Source organism: Mesorhizobium sp. M7A.F.Ca.CA.002.09.1.1 (assembly GCF_003998555.1).
GTDB lineage: Bacteria > Pseudomonadota > Alphaproteobacteria > Rhizobiales > Rhizobiaceae > Mesorhizobium > Mesorhizobium ciceri.
Genome location: NZ_RZRR01000045.1, coordinates 1 through 13,344 on the forward strand (window position 1 = coordinate 1; position 13,344 = coordinate 13,344).

General features: G+C 61.9%; 14 protein-coding genes. 13 read left to right on the plus strand and 1 reads right to left on the minus strand.

The annotated features are described in order from the left end of the window. From EN994_RS03805 to EN994_RS03830, 6 genes are all read left to right on the plus strand, one after another. The coding region (locus tag EN994_RS03805; RefSeq protein WP_127307400.1) for a glycosyltransferase at nt 1-334 on the plus strand (334 nt) is incomplete at its 5' end. Between the two features lie 2 nt (nt 335-336). Next, nucleotides 337-1,467: a glycosyltransferase gene (locus EN994_RS03810; protein ID WP_063170154.1), complete on the plus strand. Its 1,131-nt coding sequence runs from the start codon at nt 337-339 to the stop codon at nt 1,465-1,467. Continuing rightward, nucleotides 1,464-2,558: a glycosyltransferase gene (locus tag EN994_RS03815; RefSeq protein WP_013533197.1), complete on the plus strand. Its 1,095-nt coding sequence runs from the start codon at nt 1,464-1,466 to the stop codon at nt 2,556-2,558. Before EN994_RS03810 ends, EN994_RS03815 begins: the two co-directional genes overlap by 4 nt. After that, a complete protein-coding gene (locus EN994_RS03820; protein ID WP_063170153.1) occupies nt 2,555-3,658 on the plus strand; it encodes a glycosyltransferase in 1,104 nt (367 codons plus the stop codon). Before EN994_RS03815 ends, EN994_RS03820 begins: the two co-directional genes overlap by 4 nt. A gap of 23 nt (nt 3,659-3,681) precedes the next feature. Continuing rightward, nucleotides 3,682-4,728, plus strand: coding sequence for a UDP-glucuronic acid decarboxylase family protein (locus tag EN994_RS03825; protein WP_013533199.1), 1,047 nt, complete (start codon nt 3,682-3,684; stop codon nt 4,726-4,728). A gap of 93 nt (nt 4,729-4,821) precedes the next feature. Further along, nucleotides 4,822-5,007, plus strand: a complete 186-nt coding sequence (locus tag EN994_RS03830; protein WP_013533200.1) for a hypothetical protein — start codon at nt 4,822-4,824, stop codon at nt 5,005-5,007. Nucleotides 5,008-5,017: 10 nt separating this feature from the next. On the opposite strand, the gene EN994_RS03835 is transcribed toward EN994_RS03830, so the two are convergent. Next, nucleotides 5,018-6,760 (minus strand): hypothetical protein, encoded by a 1,743-nt coding sequence (locus EN994_RS03835; RefSeq protein ID WP_063170152.1) that lies wholly within the window; start codon nt 6,758-6,760, stop codon nt 5,018-5,020. 155 nt (nt 6,761-6,915) lie between these two features. Here EN994_RS03835 and EN994_RS03840 point away from each other — a divergent pair, with 155 nt between their 5' ends. The 7 genes from EN994_RS03840 to EN994_RS03870 form a co-directional block, all read left to right on the plus strand. Beyond that, on the plus strand, nt 6,916-8,019 hold the full coding sequence (locus EN994_RS03840) for a myo-inositol-1-phosphate synthase (RefSeq protein WP_013533202.1): 1,104 nt from the start codon (nt 6,916-6,918) through the stop codon (nt 8,017-8,019). Next, nucleotides 8,016-8,612 carry a histidine phosphatase family protein gene (locus EN994_RS03845; protein WP_063170151.1) on the plus strand — a complete coding sequence of 199 codons (597 nt, stop codon included), beginning with the start codon at nt 8,016-8,018 and terminating at the stop codon, nt 8,610-8,612. The genes EN994_RS03840 and EN994_RS03845 overlap by 4 nt, the downstream gene beginning before the upstream one ends. A 14-nt stretch (nt 8,613-8,626) precedes the next feature. Continuing rightward, the gene (locus tag EN994_RS03850; protein WP_063170150.1) at nt 8,627-9,727 is read left to right on the plus strand and encodes a glycosyltransferase; all 1,101 of its coding nucleotides are present in this window, start codon (nt 8,627-8,629) and stop codon (nt 9,725-9,727) included. Beyond that, nucleotides 9,727-10,530, plus strand: coding sequence for a sugar phosphate nucleotidyltransferase (locus tag EN994_RS03855; protein WP_063170149.1), 804 nt, complete (start codon nt 9,727-9,729; stop codon nt 10,528-10,530). Before EN994_RS03850 ends, EN994_RS03855 begins: the two co-directional genes overlap by 1 nt. Nucleotides 10,531-10,532: 2 nt before the next feature. Beyond that, nucleotides 10,533-11,294 carry a TIGR04290 family methyltransferase gene (locus EN994_RS03860; RefSeq protein ID WP_013533206.1) on the plus strand — a complete coding sequence of 254 codons (762 nt, stop codon included), beginning with the start codon at nt 10,533-10,535 and terminating at the stop codon, nt 11,292-11,294. Continuing rightward, nucleotides 11,287-12,219, plus strand: coding sequence for a hypothetical protein (locus tag EN994_RS03865; RefSeq protein WP_063170148.1), 933 nt, complete (start codon nt 11,287-11,289; stop codon nt 12,217-12,219). Before EN994_RS03860 ends, EN994_RS03865 begins: the two co-directional genes overlap by 8 nt. Nucleotides 12,220-12,235: 16 nt before the next feature. Beyond that, nucleotides 12,236-13,344 (plus strand): glycosyltransferase family 4 protein (locus EN994_RS03870; protein ID WP_245465982.1); only part of this gene is annotated, 1,109 nt, incomplete at its 3' end.

The following is a 13,344-nucleotide window of genomic DNA, read 5'->3' on the forward strand; positions in this document are numbered from 1 at the left end:
CTCCTTGATGGCGCGCGCCGGCATTTTCGTGTCGCCGTCGATCTATGAGCCATTCGGTCTGGCCGCGCTGGAAGCTGCCATGTCGGCGACGCCCCTGGTGCTTTCCGACATCGCAACCTATCGCGAACTATGGGACGGGGCTGCGATGTTCTTTGACGCGCGCAATCCGCACGACCTCGCTGCCGGCCTCAATCGTCTTTCCAGCGATGCCGAACTCAGGCGAGAGCTCGGCCAGGCAGCGATGCGACGGAGCCGCCGGTTTACACTGGCCAGGCAAGCGGCAGCCATGCGAGGCGTCTACGACAAGGCGGCCCTGGCTATGGCGGGGCGTTGACCATGCGCTTTTTGTTCTACACCCACTCGGTCCTATCCGACTGGAACCACGGCAATGCCCATTTCCTGCGCGGTATCATGCGGGATCTGATCGCGCGCCAGCACCAGGCAGTCGCGCTGGAGCCGTCCGACGGCTGGAGCCGTTCGAACCTGTTGGCCGAGAAGGGATCCTTCGCCATCGAACGCTTCCGCAAGGATTTCCCAGAGTTGATGCCGGTGACCTACAATGCCGGGTTCGATCACGAGGCCTGGATCGCCGAGGCCGACGTTGTGATCGTTCATGAGTGGACGGATCCGGAGCTTGTCGCACGCATCGGCCGTGCCCGGGCCGCTGGCGGCAACTTCATCCTTCTGTTTCATGACACCCATCACCGGGCCGTATCGGCGACCGAGGCAATCTCGGCGCTACGGTTGGAGCACTATGACGGCGTCCTCGCCTTTGGCGAGACCTTGCGCGAGAGCTATCTGCGCGCCGGCTGGGGCAAGCGCGTCTTCACCTGGCATGAAGCCGCGGACGATCGCCTGTTCAAGCCGCACCCAGAGATCCATCCCATGTCCGATCTGGTCTGGATTGGAAACTGGGGCGACGATGAGCGGACTGCCGAACTCAAGGAATTTCTGATCGAGCCAGTACACGATCTCGGTCTCGAGGCCACTGTTCACGGCGTACGCTATCCCAAGCCCGCACTTGCGGACCTGGCCGCCGCCGGACTGCGCTATGATGGGTGGATCGCCAATGCCGATGTGCCGAAGGCGTTCGCCGCGCATCGTGTCACCGTTCACATCCCACGGCGCCCCTATCGTGAGGGATTGCCTGGAATTCCGACGATCCGGATGTTCGAGGCGCTCGCCTGCGGCATTCCGCTGATTTCAGCACCCTGGTCCGATGTCGAGCAGTTGTTCAGGCCCGGCGTCGACTTCCTGTTTGCGGAGAACGGCTCTCAGATGCGGCAACACTTGCGGGCGGTATTGGCCGATGCGGATTTCGCGGCTTCCCTGGTGACTTCGGGCCTCGAGACCATTCGCTCCCGGCATACCTGCCAGCACCGCGTTGACGAGCTGTTCCGCGTGCTCACGGCATGCACGACCGAACATACCATCAACAACACCACCGCAAAGGAAGCCGCCGCATGAAGATGGCATTCTACGGATCGAGTCTTTTGTCGTCCTACTGGAACGGTGCCGCGACTTACTATCGCGGGTTGCTGAAGGCGCTTTCCCAATTGGGCTACGAAATCACCTTCTATGAACCCGACGTCTACGACCGGCAGAAGAATCGCGACATCGAGGCGCCTGACTGGTGCACTGTCGTCGTTTATGAAGCGACCCAGCACGCGCTGATGCAGGTCGCGGCACGTGCCGCCAGCGCCGACATCGTCGTCAAGGCGAGTGGCGTCGGTTTCGAGGACGAGGCGCTGCTGCGCGCCGTTCTCGACCACGCCCGCAGCGACGCGCTGGTGGTATTCTGGGACGTGGACGCTCCGGCAACCCTTGCCCAGTTGCGCGACGAACCGGACCATCCGCTCCATAGCGCCCTGCAAGAAATCGACCTTGTGCTGACCTATGGAGGCGGCGACCCCGTGGTATGGGCCTACCGTGCCATGGGGGCGAACGAATGCGTGCCGATCTACAATGCGCTCGATCCCCAAACGCATTATCCGGTCACCAGCAATGCGCGTTTCGCTTGCGATCTGGCGTTCCTTGGCAACAGGCTGCCGGATCGTGAGGCACGGGTCGAAGCGTTTTTCCTCGATCCCGCATGCCAGCTGCCGAAACAGCGTTTTCTCCTCGGTGGATCGGGCTGGGGGGACAAGCCGCTTCCCGCCAATGTCGGCTGGCTCGGTCACGTCGGCACCCGCGATCACAATGCCTTCAACGTCACACCCAAGGCGGTTCTGAACATCAGCCGCGACAGCATGGCCGTAAACGGTTTTTCACCGGCCACGCGTGTCTTCGAGGCGGCCGGCGCCGGCGCCTGCCTCATCACCGATGCGTGGCTGGGCGTGGAACTGTTCCTGAAACCAGGCGAGGAGATCCTGGTGGCGCGCGACGGCGGCGATGTCGCCGAGATCATGTGCTCGCTGACCTCCAGTCGGGCAAAGGCAATCGGCCAGGCCGCACTTTGCCGCGTGCTGGCCGATCACACCTACGCGTTGCGGGCGGACGTGGCCGATGCAGTCTTCAAACGTCACTTCGAGCAGGGGACCGTGGAGGCAGCGGAATGACCAAGCAATTGGACATCGTCTTTCTTGGCCTGTCGCTGTCCTCATCCTGGGGAAACGGCCACGCCACGACGTTTCGAGGCCTGCTGAAAGGTCTGCACGAACTCGGCCACCGCGTGACCTTTCTGGAGCGCGAGGTGCCGTGGTACGCAAACCACCGCGATCTGCGCGATCCGGATTTCTGCGCCTTGCGCTACTACGAAACCACCGCGGAGTTACAACGCGACTACGCCCGGTGCCTGGAGCAGGCCGACATCGTCGTCATCGGCTCGTTCGTGCCGGAAGGGCGCGTGGTCATCGACATCGTCGCTTCACTTTGCAAAGGGCGCTTCTGCTTTTACGACATCGACACGCCGGTGACCGTGGCGCAGCTTTCAGCCGACGATTGCGATTATCTGAGCTGGCGGCAGATTCCTTACTTCGACGTCTACTTCTCGTTCACCGGCGGGCCGATGCTTGGCCGTCTGGTGGAGGACTTCGGCGCGCGCCGCGCCGAGCCGCTCTACTGCTCGGTCGACCCGGAACGGCACCACCGGACTGGCGATCCGATCCGCTGGGATCTCGGCTATCTCGGCACCTACAGTGCCGACCGGCAGACAATGCTGAATGCGCTGCTGCTCGAGCCCGCACGGCATATGCCGGACCGGCGTTTCGTCGTGGCCGGCTCGCAATACCCATCCGACATCATCTGGCCGGACAATGTTGAACGTATCGAACATCTGCCGCCCGCCGATCATGCCGCGTTCTACAGCCGTCAGCGTTACACGCTGAACGTCACACGCAGTTCCATGATAGCTGCCGGATGGTCGCCCAGTGTGCGCCTGTTCGAAGCGGCTGCTTGCGGCACGCCCATCATCAGCGATCGCTGGCCAGGGCTCGACAGCTTCTTTCCTGCATCGGCGATCCACACCGCCGGGGAAACGGACGATGTCGTCGAGATCCTGTTCGGCGAGTCCGAGCGCACACGCCTCGCCATGGCCCGCCGGGCCCGCGAACGCGTCCTCGCATCCCACACCGGTGCGGCCAGGGCCCGCGAATTCGTGGCGGCGTTGACACAGCCAAGGGCGGCGGCCCTCGATTTCGACATCGGAAGCGCAGCATGACCAGCAGACAGGAGAAAACGGCGATGCGACAAACACGAAACGCGCGAAGGGCAAAGGCAGTGCTTGTTGCCGGCGGTGCGGGATTCCTCGGTTCGCATCTTTGCGAAACATTGCTCCGCAACGGCTGGCGCGTGATCTGCGCCGACAATTTTCTGACTGGGCGCATGGAGAACATCATCTCGATCATGGACCATCCGGGTTTCCGGTTGATCGAGCAGGATATCTGCCGGCCATTGGATCTCGGCGAGCCCGTGGAGCGTATCTTCAACCTGGCATGCGCTGCCTCGCCGCCGCGTTACCAGGCCGACCCTATCCACACCACGCGAACCTGCGTGATTGGAACGCTCAACCTGCTCGAACTCGCTGTCCGATATGACGCGCGGCTGCTACAGGCCTCGACGAGCGAAGTGTATGGCGATCCGGAACAGCATCCCCAGAGGGAGGATTATGTCGGCCACGTGAACTGCACCGGTCCGCGCGCCTGCTACGACGAGGGCAAACGCACCGCCGAAACGCTTTGCTTCGACTATCTGAGAGCCGGCAAAGCCGACGTGCGCGTCGCGCGCATCTTCAACACCTACGGTCCGAGAATGGATCCGGCGGACGGCCGCATCGTCTCGAACCTGATCATGCAGGCGCTCGAGAAACGTCCCCTGACGATCTTCGGCGACGGCTTGCAGACGCGATCCTTCTGCTATGTCTCCGATCAGATCGATGGATTGAGGCGCCTGATGGATATCGATCCCAATCCAGGCAAGCCGGTCAATCTGGGCAATCCCGGAGAATTCACCATCGTGCGACTGGCTGCGTTGGTGAAGGCGATGACGGGTACCAAATCGGATCTGAGATTTCTACCGCTGCCGCAAGACGATCCTCGGCGCAGGCAGCCCGATATTTCGCGTGCAAAAGCGCTGCTCGGCTGGACGCCGAAGGTGCCCCTCAACGAAGGGCTCAAGCTGACGATCGATTATTTCGCAGCTCTCGAAGGCAGCCGCATCGGCGATCAGATGACGGGCTTTGCCAAAAGAGCGAGGCCCGCACCCGGAGGGCTGCAGAACCTTCCGGCGTGATGCGAGATGGCGCCGAACCTTTCCCGAGATCGTGCGGAACATCCGCCCAGGCTTGTGGTTTGGCAGAAGGACCCGATATGGAGGATCACCCTCATGCAACCCAAGCGCCCCTCGAGGGATATCGACCAGATGGCCGAACGCGAGACCGCTGCCTATCTGCGGCGCGCCTCGATTACCTATCTCGAGTGCTGCGTCAGCCTGATGATGACGCATCTGCAGCGCGAGGAAGTGGCCACTATTCTCGAGCAGGAAGCAGACATGCTGCGAAGGCTGGACTGATCGGAAACGATCATATCCGGCATTCGTCCAGGAACCGTATCAGCGGCATCCTATATCGGTCTGCCATCTCGGCCAACCTTGTTTTTTCCCCGCCGTCCTCGGATTGCGCAGCCGTGCTCCAGAGCCCGAGTTGGAATGCCAAATAGCATGGTTCGAAAAAGCCGATGTGGTCATGGTCGATGGCAAGTTCCATTCCCTCGACCAAGGTCCTCACATCGCTGTCGGACAGTCCATACTCGACGCGGGCGCCGGCAATGTCCCACTCGATCGGTTGGCAGCCGATCAAATCATGTGCCCGGCAGTGGTCAACAGCATCTGTCTTGAGCACCGTGCCATCTGCACGAACGAGAAACTCCCACGGTTGAAGCTTTCCGTCGATTTCAACGCGCTGCAGCACATGCGCGGAGGTCGGTTTCGAGAGCCAACCGCGCAACGTCGCTGCGCGTTTCTCGTCCAAGGCTTCCGACGCATTGGAAACAGCCATCTCCGCGAGAGCAAGCAATGATGCACCCGGTTCGCAAGTTCGAAGATTGAGCGCACGCCAGGTCAGGTAGTTTGTGAGCTCCGCGATCAGTTTTTCCCTGGGCAGCGGCGCCTGATCCATCGTGCTGCCATCAATCCACCGTTCAACCAGAAAGCCATGGCAAAGCGCGACAACTTGCGATCCGAACCCGGCTTCATGCAACATCGCCGCGGCTCGTTTCTTGCGGAGTCCGGTTTCGCCGAGGCCGGCGAATTTGACGAGCCAGCGGTCACGCCCTGCGGACGCCAGGAATTTACGCCGCTCGGTACCGCGTGGGCTCGGCGGCCAGCGTCCTTCGTCGGCATAGTGGGCGGCCCGCCACTCGCCACCAGATAGTTCGGTCAGGTTTAATTCCGGCCTGCCGACCGCCTCGGCCACCCAATCGCGCAGCGTGGGAATTTTCGAGCTTTCGGAGAAGGTGCATTCAAACGCCGTCGCCACATGTTTCGGACAGCGCGACCACGTTTCCCGAGCCTCCGGCGACGCTTCGCTGCCCGGGCCGCCTGAATGGCTGGGAAACAGGTGAATGCGGTCCGTATCGACATCCAGTTCACGCAGCCAAACGACAACGGCATGCATCGAACTGCCGGACAGGCCGGGACCCTCGTCGACAACGGCGAAACGCGCCGATGGATTGTTCTTCCAAGCGGTGATCGACCGCGGATCGGCGTTGATGTGCCTGTGGAAGGGATGGCCGATCGGACGAACGCTGAATGGCGCAGGCGCGCCAATCGAGGCCGCCACCATAGCTGCGAGCCCAAGGCCAATGCTGCGGACACCGATAACGCATGTGTTCGCATCGAGCCCCGACTTCTGCGCCGCGTCCAAATAGCTTTCGGGATAAAGCGCATAATGCGCATAACCCTCAGCGGAGCCGGTCAGAACCTCGGCCTGACAGTCGAGCCCGGCCAGCAGCTTGAGAAGTCCCGGATCGATGCCACCGCCAACGTTGAAACCGCTTCGCCACGACTTCGCTACCTCTGCCGCAAGCCCGACCAGCAGCCTGGCGCCTTGCTGTTGCCGTGGCGAAAAAATGTCGATGCCGCAGGTTCCGAAATCGACGTCGGCAAGCGCCTGAACCAGCTCCGACACGCTGATGAACAGTCCGACCAATGCAGCATGGCGTCGGATGCCATGAGACATCCGATCAAGTCTTACGGCCATTTCGCCTGCTGCTTCGCGAAGCTGTTGTGCGTCCTGCGTCCGCTTGTGGTCGCCGTAGACGATCATCGATCGGTTTCCAATGCTTGCCGTGCGGGAACGCATCGGATGCGGCTTCGATCCATGCTGTCTCGCGCAATTTTTCGATGGGTGGAGGAACATTCCGGCAAGCTGATGGTTCGGCGCCAGGAACTTACCTTTGAACAACATAGGGTGGCGGTTTCGTGGGATCGAAAAAGGTTCGTGTTGGTATCGTTGGGGTCGGCAATTGCGCATCCTCCCTGGTGCAGGGCCTCTCGTTCTATCGTCACGCTAAAAGCAACGAACCAATCCCTGGGCTGATGCATGCCGACCTCGGCGGTTACCACGTCGACGACATCGAGATTGTCTGCGCATTCGATGTCGCCAAGAGCAAGGTTGGCCTCGACGTCGCGGAAGCGATCTACGCCGCCCCCAACAACACGTTCCGCTTTGCCGACGCCATGACAACCGGCGTTCGCGTCGAGCGCGGACCGACGCTGGACGGGATCGGCAAATATTTGCGCGACGAGATTGAAGAAGCTCCCGAGCCGGTTGCCAATGTCACCGAGATCCTGCGTGACAGCAGCGCTGACGTGCTGGTTTCCTACCTGCCGGTGGGTTCCGAGGAGGCGACCTGCTTCTATGCCGAATGCGCACTCGAGGCCGGCTGCGCCTTCGTCAATTGCATACCGGTCTTTATCGCCTCACGTCCGGAATGGCGACGGCGCTTTGAGCAGCGCGGGCTGCCGCTGGTCGGCGACGACATCAAGAGCCAGGTCGGCGCGACCATCGTGCATCGGTTGCTAGCCAATCTCTTCCGTGAACGCGGCGTACGCATCGACCGCACCTATCAACTGAATTTCGGCGGCAACACCGATTTTCTCAACATGCTGGAACGCGAGCGGCTGGAATCGAAGAAAATCTCCAAGACACAGTCCGTGGCCAGCCAGTTCGATGTTCCCCTGGAGCCGGGCAACATCCATGTCGGCCCGAGCGACCATGTGCCTTGGCTCACCGATCGCAAGTGGGCCTATATAAGGGTCGAAGGCACGACCTTCGGCGGCGTGCCGCTCAATGCCGAGCTCAAGCTGGAGGTCTGGGATTCGCCCAACTCGGCCGGCGTGGTGATCGATGCGGTACGCTGCGCCAAGCTGGCGCTCGATCGCGGCATAGCCGGCGCGCTGACCGGTCCCTGCAGCTATTTCATGAAGTCGCCTCCGGAACAGTTCACCGACGCCGAAGCGCGGCAGCGCACGCTCGCTTTTATCGCAGGCAAGGACGAGCCTTTGCTCGATGCCGCAGAATGACGACGACCTTCTTTCTGATCCGCCATGCGGCACACGAAAATGTCGGCTCCTATCTGGCAGGCCGTATGGACGGCGTTTGCCTCGGCGATGCCGGTAAGGCGCAGGCAACGCAGCTTGGCTGCCGCATGGCCCGGGAGCCCATCGTCGCGATCTTGTGCAGCCCGCGCGAGCGTACCCGAGAGACGGCGCTGCCAATTGCGCTCGCCTGCGGTGTCGGAGAAATCGCGATCTGCGCCGAACTTGACGAGATCGACTTCGGCGACTGGTCGGGAAAGACTTTCGATGAGCTGAATGGCGACGCCAGCTGGCGAGCCTGGAATGATCAGCGGCAAGTGGCAAGGACACCGAGTGGCGAGACCATGCACGATGTCCAGCAGCGCGTCGTCGCGGTGATGAATGCTGTCCACGAGCAGCATCCGAATCAGTGTGTCGCCCTGGTCAGCCACGCCGATGTGATCAAGGCCGCCGTCTGCAAGGTCCTTGGCTTGCCGGCCGGCGACTGCTTTCGCTTCGACATCGATCCCGCTTCGATCACGACGATCGTATCGGGGGACTGGGGGGCGAAGCTGATCCGATTGAACGAAGTTGCCTGACGAGGATTTGCCGGATGCAGATGGTCATTTTCGGTCTTACCGTCACGTCTTCATGGGGCAACGGCCATGCCACCTTATGGAGGGGACTGATCCGAGCCCTCGCCCGGCGCGGCTGGTCCGTTACCTTCTTCGAACGCGACACGCCCTACTATGCCGGAGCGCGCGATCTTGATCGCCTGGACGGCGGCAACGTCGTGCTCTACCCGGACTGGGAGGACATCCGCCGGGTCGCGGAGCAAACAGTCAAACAATCGGATGTCGTTATTGTCACCTCTTATTGTCCCGACGCCGTGGACGCCTCGCGGCTGGCGCAGCAGGCAGGCCGCGGACTGCGTGTGTTCTACGATCTGGACACTCCGGTCACGCTTGCCCGCATCGAACAAGGTGAGCGTCCACCCTATTTCGGCCCTGAGGGTCTTGCCGATTTCGACCTCGTCCTGAGTTACACCGGCGGCTCGGCGGTCGACGCGCTGAAGACGGTTCTGGGTGCGCGCCATGTGGTGCCGCTCTATGGGCACGTCGATCCCGACCAACACCGGCCGGCAGAGAAGCGGGCCGAATTCGCCGGTGATCTGTCCTATCTCGGGACCTACGCGGCGGATCGCCAGGCCGGCGTCGAAAAGCTGCTGGTCCGCACCGCCGCGCGTCTACCGGATCAGCGCTTCATCATCGGCGGCGCACAGTATCCGCAGGAATTCCCGTGGGGCGACAACATCTTCTTCGTCAGGCATCTGCCACCGGCCGATCATCCGGCGTTTTTCTCATCCTCCCGACTGACGCTGAATGTCACCCGCGAGGCGATGGTGCAAAAAGGCTGGTGTCCTTCGGGCCGGTTGTTCGAAGCGGCGGCATGCGGGGTGCCGATCATAACCGACACCTGGCCTGGCCTGAGCAGCTTCTTCGAACCCGGCAGCGAGATCCTGCTGGCCCACGACACCGATGACGTGGTCGCGGCGCTCGCCTTGCCGGCAGATGAACTCGATGCCATCAAAACCCGTGCGCGCGAACGGGTTCTGGATGAACACACTTCTGCCCGGCGCGCGGCGGAGCTGGACCACATTCTAAACGACGCCTTTCAAAGATCTCCCCGCGAACCGATGATGGAAGCAGTCTGATGTTGGGCATTGTGCCCGCTGCCGGGCGCGGCAGCCGCATTCAACCGCTCGGCTTCTCGAAAGAGCTGCTGCCGGTAGGCAGTCGGATCGATGGACAGACGGAGCGTCCCTGCGCGGTGAGCGAGTACCTGGTGCGGCGGATGGTGCGCGCCGGCGTCGACAAGATCTGTTTCATCATCGGATCGGGCAAATCCGACATTCTCGAATATTACGCCGCCGGCTATGGTGACGCTGCGGCTCTGTTCGTGGTGCAGCCCAACCCTGTTGGACTTTGCGATGCGATTTTTCGGGCAGCGCCTCTCGTCGCGCCCGACGAGACGGTTTTGATTGGTTTGCCCGATACGATCTGGTTCCCCGAGGACGGCTTCTCCTGCCTGCCGGATAGTTCCCTATCGTTTCTGCTCTTCCCGGTGGACCGCCCGGAATTTTTCGATGCCGTGGTTCTCGACGAGGGAGATCGGGTGAAGGAAATTCTGGTCAAGCGGCAAGACGCTGCCACGAACTGGATCTGGGGGGCGTTCAAGATGCCGGGCCGGATCTTGCACCAACTCGCTGCACTCTGGCGTGAACGGGACCGGCGTGACGAATATATCGGCACCCTGATCAATGCCTATCTGGCTGCCGGCGGTGAAGCCTACGGTGTCAGGGCCGGAGTCTCCTACGTCGATGTCGGCACCTTCAACGGCTATCGCACGGCTCTTCGGCTGCTCGAAGAGGGCGTCGCATCCGAACAACGCCAAACCGCCATGCTTGTGGGTGGAGCACACCCGCATGTGCCTGTCGTTCCCGGCGAAGGAGCCTGACCATGCTGCATTCCCATGCCGAAATCCGCCGCCGTATCGATGCTCTCGGCCCATGGTTCCACAACATGGAACTGGCCGGTGTCGAAACCGCTCCCAACCATTTTCTCGGCAATTACCCGCTGATCAAATGGCGCAAATTCGCCGAGGCCATTCCCGCGGATCTGACAGGCAAGACGGTGTTGGATATCGGCTGCAATGCCGGCTTCTATTCCATCGAGATGAAACGGCGAGGTGCTGCCCGTGTCCTCGGCATTGATTTCGATGAGGCTTATCTGGCGCAGGCCCGCTTTGCCGCCGAGATCGCCAATTGCGAGATCGAATTCCAGAAACTGTCGGTCTACGACGTCGGCGCCCTGCGCGAAACATTCGATATCGTGCTGTTCATGGGGGTGCTTTATCACTTGCGCCACCCGTTGCTTGCGCTCGACCTTATCCGTGAGCATGTCGCCGGTGATCTGATGATCTTCCAGTCCATGCAGCGCGGCAGCACCGATCTTCCCGAGATGGAAGAGAACTATCATTTCTGGACGCATGACCTGTTCGACCGGCCGGAATTTCCCAAGCTCCATTTCATCGAGCACCGCTATGCCGACGACCCGACCAACTGGTGGATACCCAATCGAGCCTGCACCGAAGCGATGCTGCGCAGCGCCGGTTTCGAGATCGTTCTGCACCCTGAGCAGGAGGTCTATTTCTGCCGGGCCGCAGGCGACCCGGCCAGTGGCGGTCCCGTCTACCCCTCGAAAGGACAGCGCCATGATTGAAGCCGCGATGATCTGGAACGAGCCCAACAACAAATCGCATTGGGATCCCGAGCTCGACCCCGACTGGAGCCGCTTCGCCAGGATGGCAATCCTGGCGGCGGACGCAATCGCATCTGAAAACCCGGCTTTGACCAAAGTGCTCGGTGGCATCTCGCCGATAGACCCGGGATTCATCACCCGCATGAAGGAATTCGGCGTGCTGGATCATGTCGACGCCGTCGCCGTGCACGGCTTTCCGCTCGACTGGAACCTGTGGCAAATCCAGGAATGGCCGCAGAAGATCGGCGAGATCGCGACCGTCACCGACCTTCCCATCTGGGTCAGCGAAGTCGGCGTATCGACCTTCGGCGCCGAGGAAATCCAGGTCTGGGGGCTCAAGCGAACAGCTGAATTGCTGCTCGGCAATGCACCACGCGTCCAGTGGTACAGCCTCTACGATCTTCCGCGTGAATGGGAAGCAACGACGCGTCACCGCGAAGCCGAAGGCTCCTCTTATTACCGTCATTTCCATATGGGGCTGCTGCGCCAGGACGGCACGCCAAAGCCCGCGCTGGAGGAATTCCTGCGCTATACACCCGCAATGGGACTGGTGCAGTGGTTTCATTTCGAAGATCCGCGGCTGGACGACGCTGTCGCCTGGCTGAAGCGGCTGGGTGTCACCAATATGCGTACCGGGCTTTCCTGGGCGGACAGTTTTCGGCCGAATGCGCTGGACTGGTTCGACCGGCAGATGGAAGCACTCGCCGATTTCGACGTGACGGTCACCTTCTGCTTCACACCTCAGCATCGCGGAATGATGCCCCACCACACCAGCCCGCCACTGGTGCCGGAGGAGTTCGCGGAATTCTGCTCAACCATGATCCGCCGCTATGCGCCTGGCATGACATCCGCCTCGCTCCCCACGCGGCGGGCCTCGGCCGCGTGAAATCGTCATGCTGCCCATGCATCAGATGCCGGACTTCGCAACACCACTGACAGGTGGGGATGCGGCGCAGGGCACCGGGACGCAACCGGCCGCGACACTCACCGTCCTCAATGTCGCCTACCCTCTCGCGCCCGTCGGACCCGACGCTGTCGGCGGTGCCGAACAGGTTCTGTCGATGCTCGATCGGGCGTTGGTTCACGCCGGCCATCGATCTATCGTCATTGCTTGCCGTGGCTCCAGCACGAGCGGCACGCTTGTGGAAATACCGGCCGAAAACGGCATGCTCGACGAGGCGGCGAAGCGCCGCGCGCAAGAGGCCCATCGCAAAGCGATCGCCGCTGCCCGCGCCCGATGGCCCATCGATGTGGTTCATCTGCACGGCATCGATTTCGACGCTTATCTGCCCGACGATGGTCCGACCTTGGTGACCCTCCACCTGCCGTTGGATTGGTATCCGGCCGCGGCATTGCGCCCGACGCGTGGCGACCTCTGGCTTCATGCGGTCTCACCCAGCCAGCAGAAAACCGCGCCATCAGGCGCCAGGCTGACGGCACCGATTCCGAACGGCGTCGACATCCAAGCACTGAACCTGCCGCAGCCGAAGCGCGACTTTGCCCTGGTTCTGAGCCGGGTTTGCCCGGAGAAGGGCATTCACCTGGCGCTCGATGCAGCCAAACTAGCAGGCGTTCCGCTGGTCGTCGGCGGTAAGGTCTATCCCTACGAAACGCATACGCGGTACTTTCGCGACGAGGTCCAATCTCGCCTCGATGGCCGCCGCCGCTTCCTTGGCCCGCTCGGCTTCACCGCCAAGCGACGCTTTCTCAACGCAGCGCGCTGTCTGGTCATTCCGAGCCTCGCAGCCGAGACCAGCTCGCTTGTGGCCATGGAGGCCCTCGCCTGCGGGACCCCGGTAGTCGCCTTTCCAAATGGTGCGCTTCCCGACGTCATAGAGCACGGCAGGACGGGCTTTCTCGTCGACACGGTCGACGAGATGGCCCAAGCCATTCTTGCGGCGCCCAGCTTGGATGCCGAGACATGCAGGGCGGAGGCGCGACGGCGATTTTCGCTGGAACGGATGATCTCGTCTTACATGGATGCCTATCAGGCGCTGGCACAGCTTGGCAC

Bases quoted from the DNA above. Each gene is read 5' to 3' on its own strand.
- EN994_RS03810 (WP_063170154.1), top strand. From the start codon at position 337: ATGCGCTTTTTGTTCTACACCCACTCGGTCCTATCCGACTGGAACCAC.
- EN994_RS03815 (WP_013533197.1), top strand. From the start codon at position 1,464: ATGAAGATGGCATTCTACGGATCGAGTCTTTTGTCGTCCTACTGGAAC.
- EN994_RS03820 (WP_063170153.1), top strand. From the start codon at position 2,555: ATGACCAAGCAATTGGACATCGTCTTTCTTGGCCTGTCGCTGTCCTCA.
- EN994_RS03825 (WP_013533199.1), top strand. From the start codon at position 3,682: ATGCGACAAACACGAAACGCGCGAAGGGCAAAGGCAGTGCTTGTTGCC.
- EN994_RS03830 (WP_013533200.1), top strand. From the start codon at position 4,822: ATGCAACCCAAGCGCCCCTCGAGGGATATCGACCAGATGGCCGAACGC.
- EN994_RS03835 (WP_063170152.1), bottom strand. From the start codon at position 6,760: ATGATCGTCTACGGCGACCACAAGCGGACGCAGGACGCACAACAGCTT.
- EN994_RS03845 (WP_063170151.1), top strand. From the start codon at position 8,016: ATGACGACGACCTTCTTTCTGATCCGCCATGCGGCACACGAAAATGTC.
- EN994_RS03850 (WP_063170150.1), top strand. From the start codon at position 8,627: ATGCAGATGGTCATTTTCGGTCTTACCGTCACGTCTTCATGGGGCAAC.
- EN994_RS03855 (WP_063170149.1), top strand. From the start codon at position 9,727: ATGTTGGGCATTGTGCCCGCTGCCGGGCGCGGCAGCCGCATTCAACCG.
- EN994_RS03860 (WP_013533206.1), top strand. From the start codon at position 10,533: ATGCTGCATTCCCATGCCGAAATCCGCCGCCGTATCGATGCTCTCGGC.
- EN994_RS03865 (WP_063170148.1), top strand. From the start codon at position 11,287: ATGATTGAAGCCGCGATGATCTGGAACGAGCCCAACAACAAATCGCAT.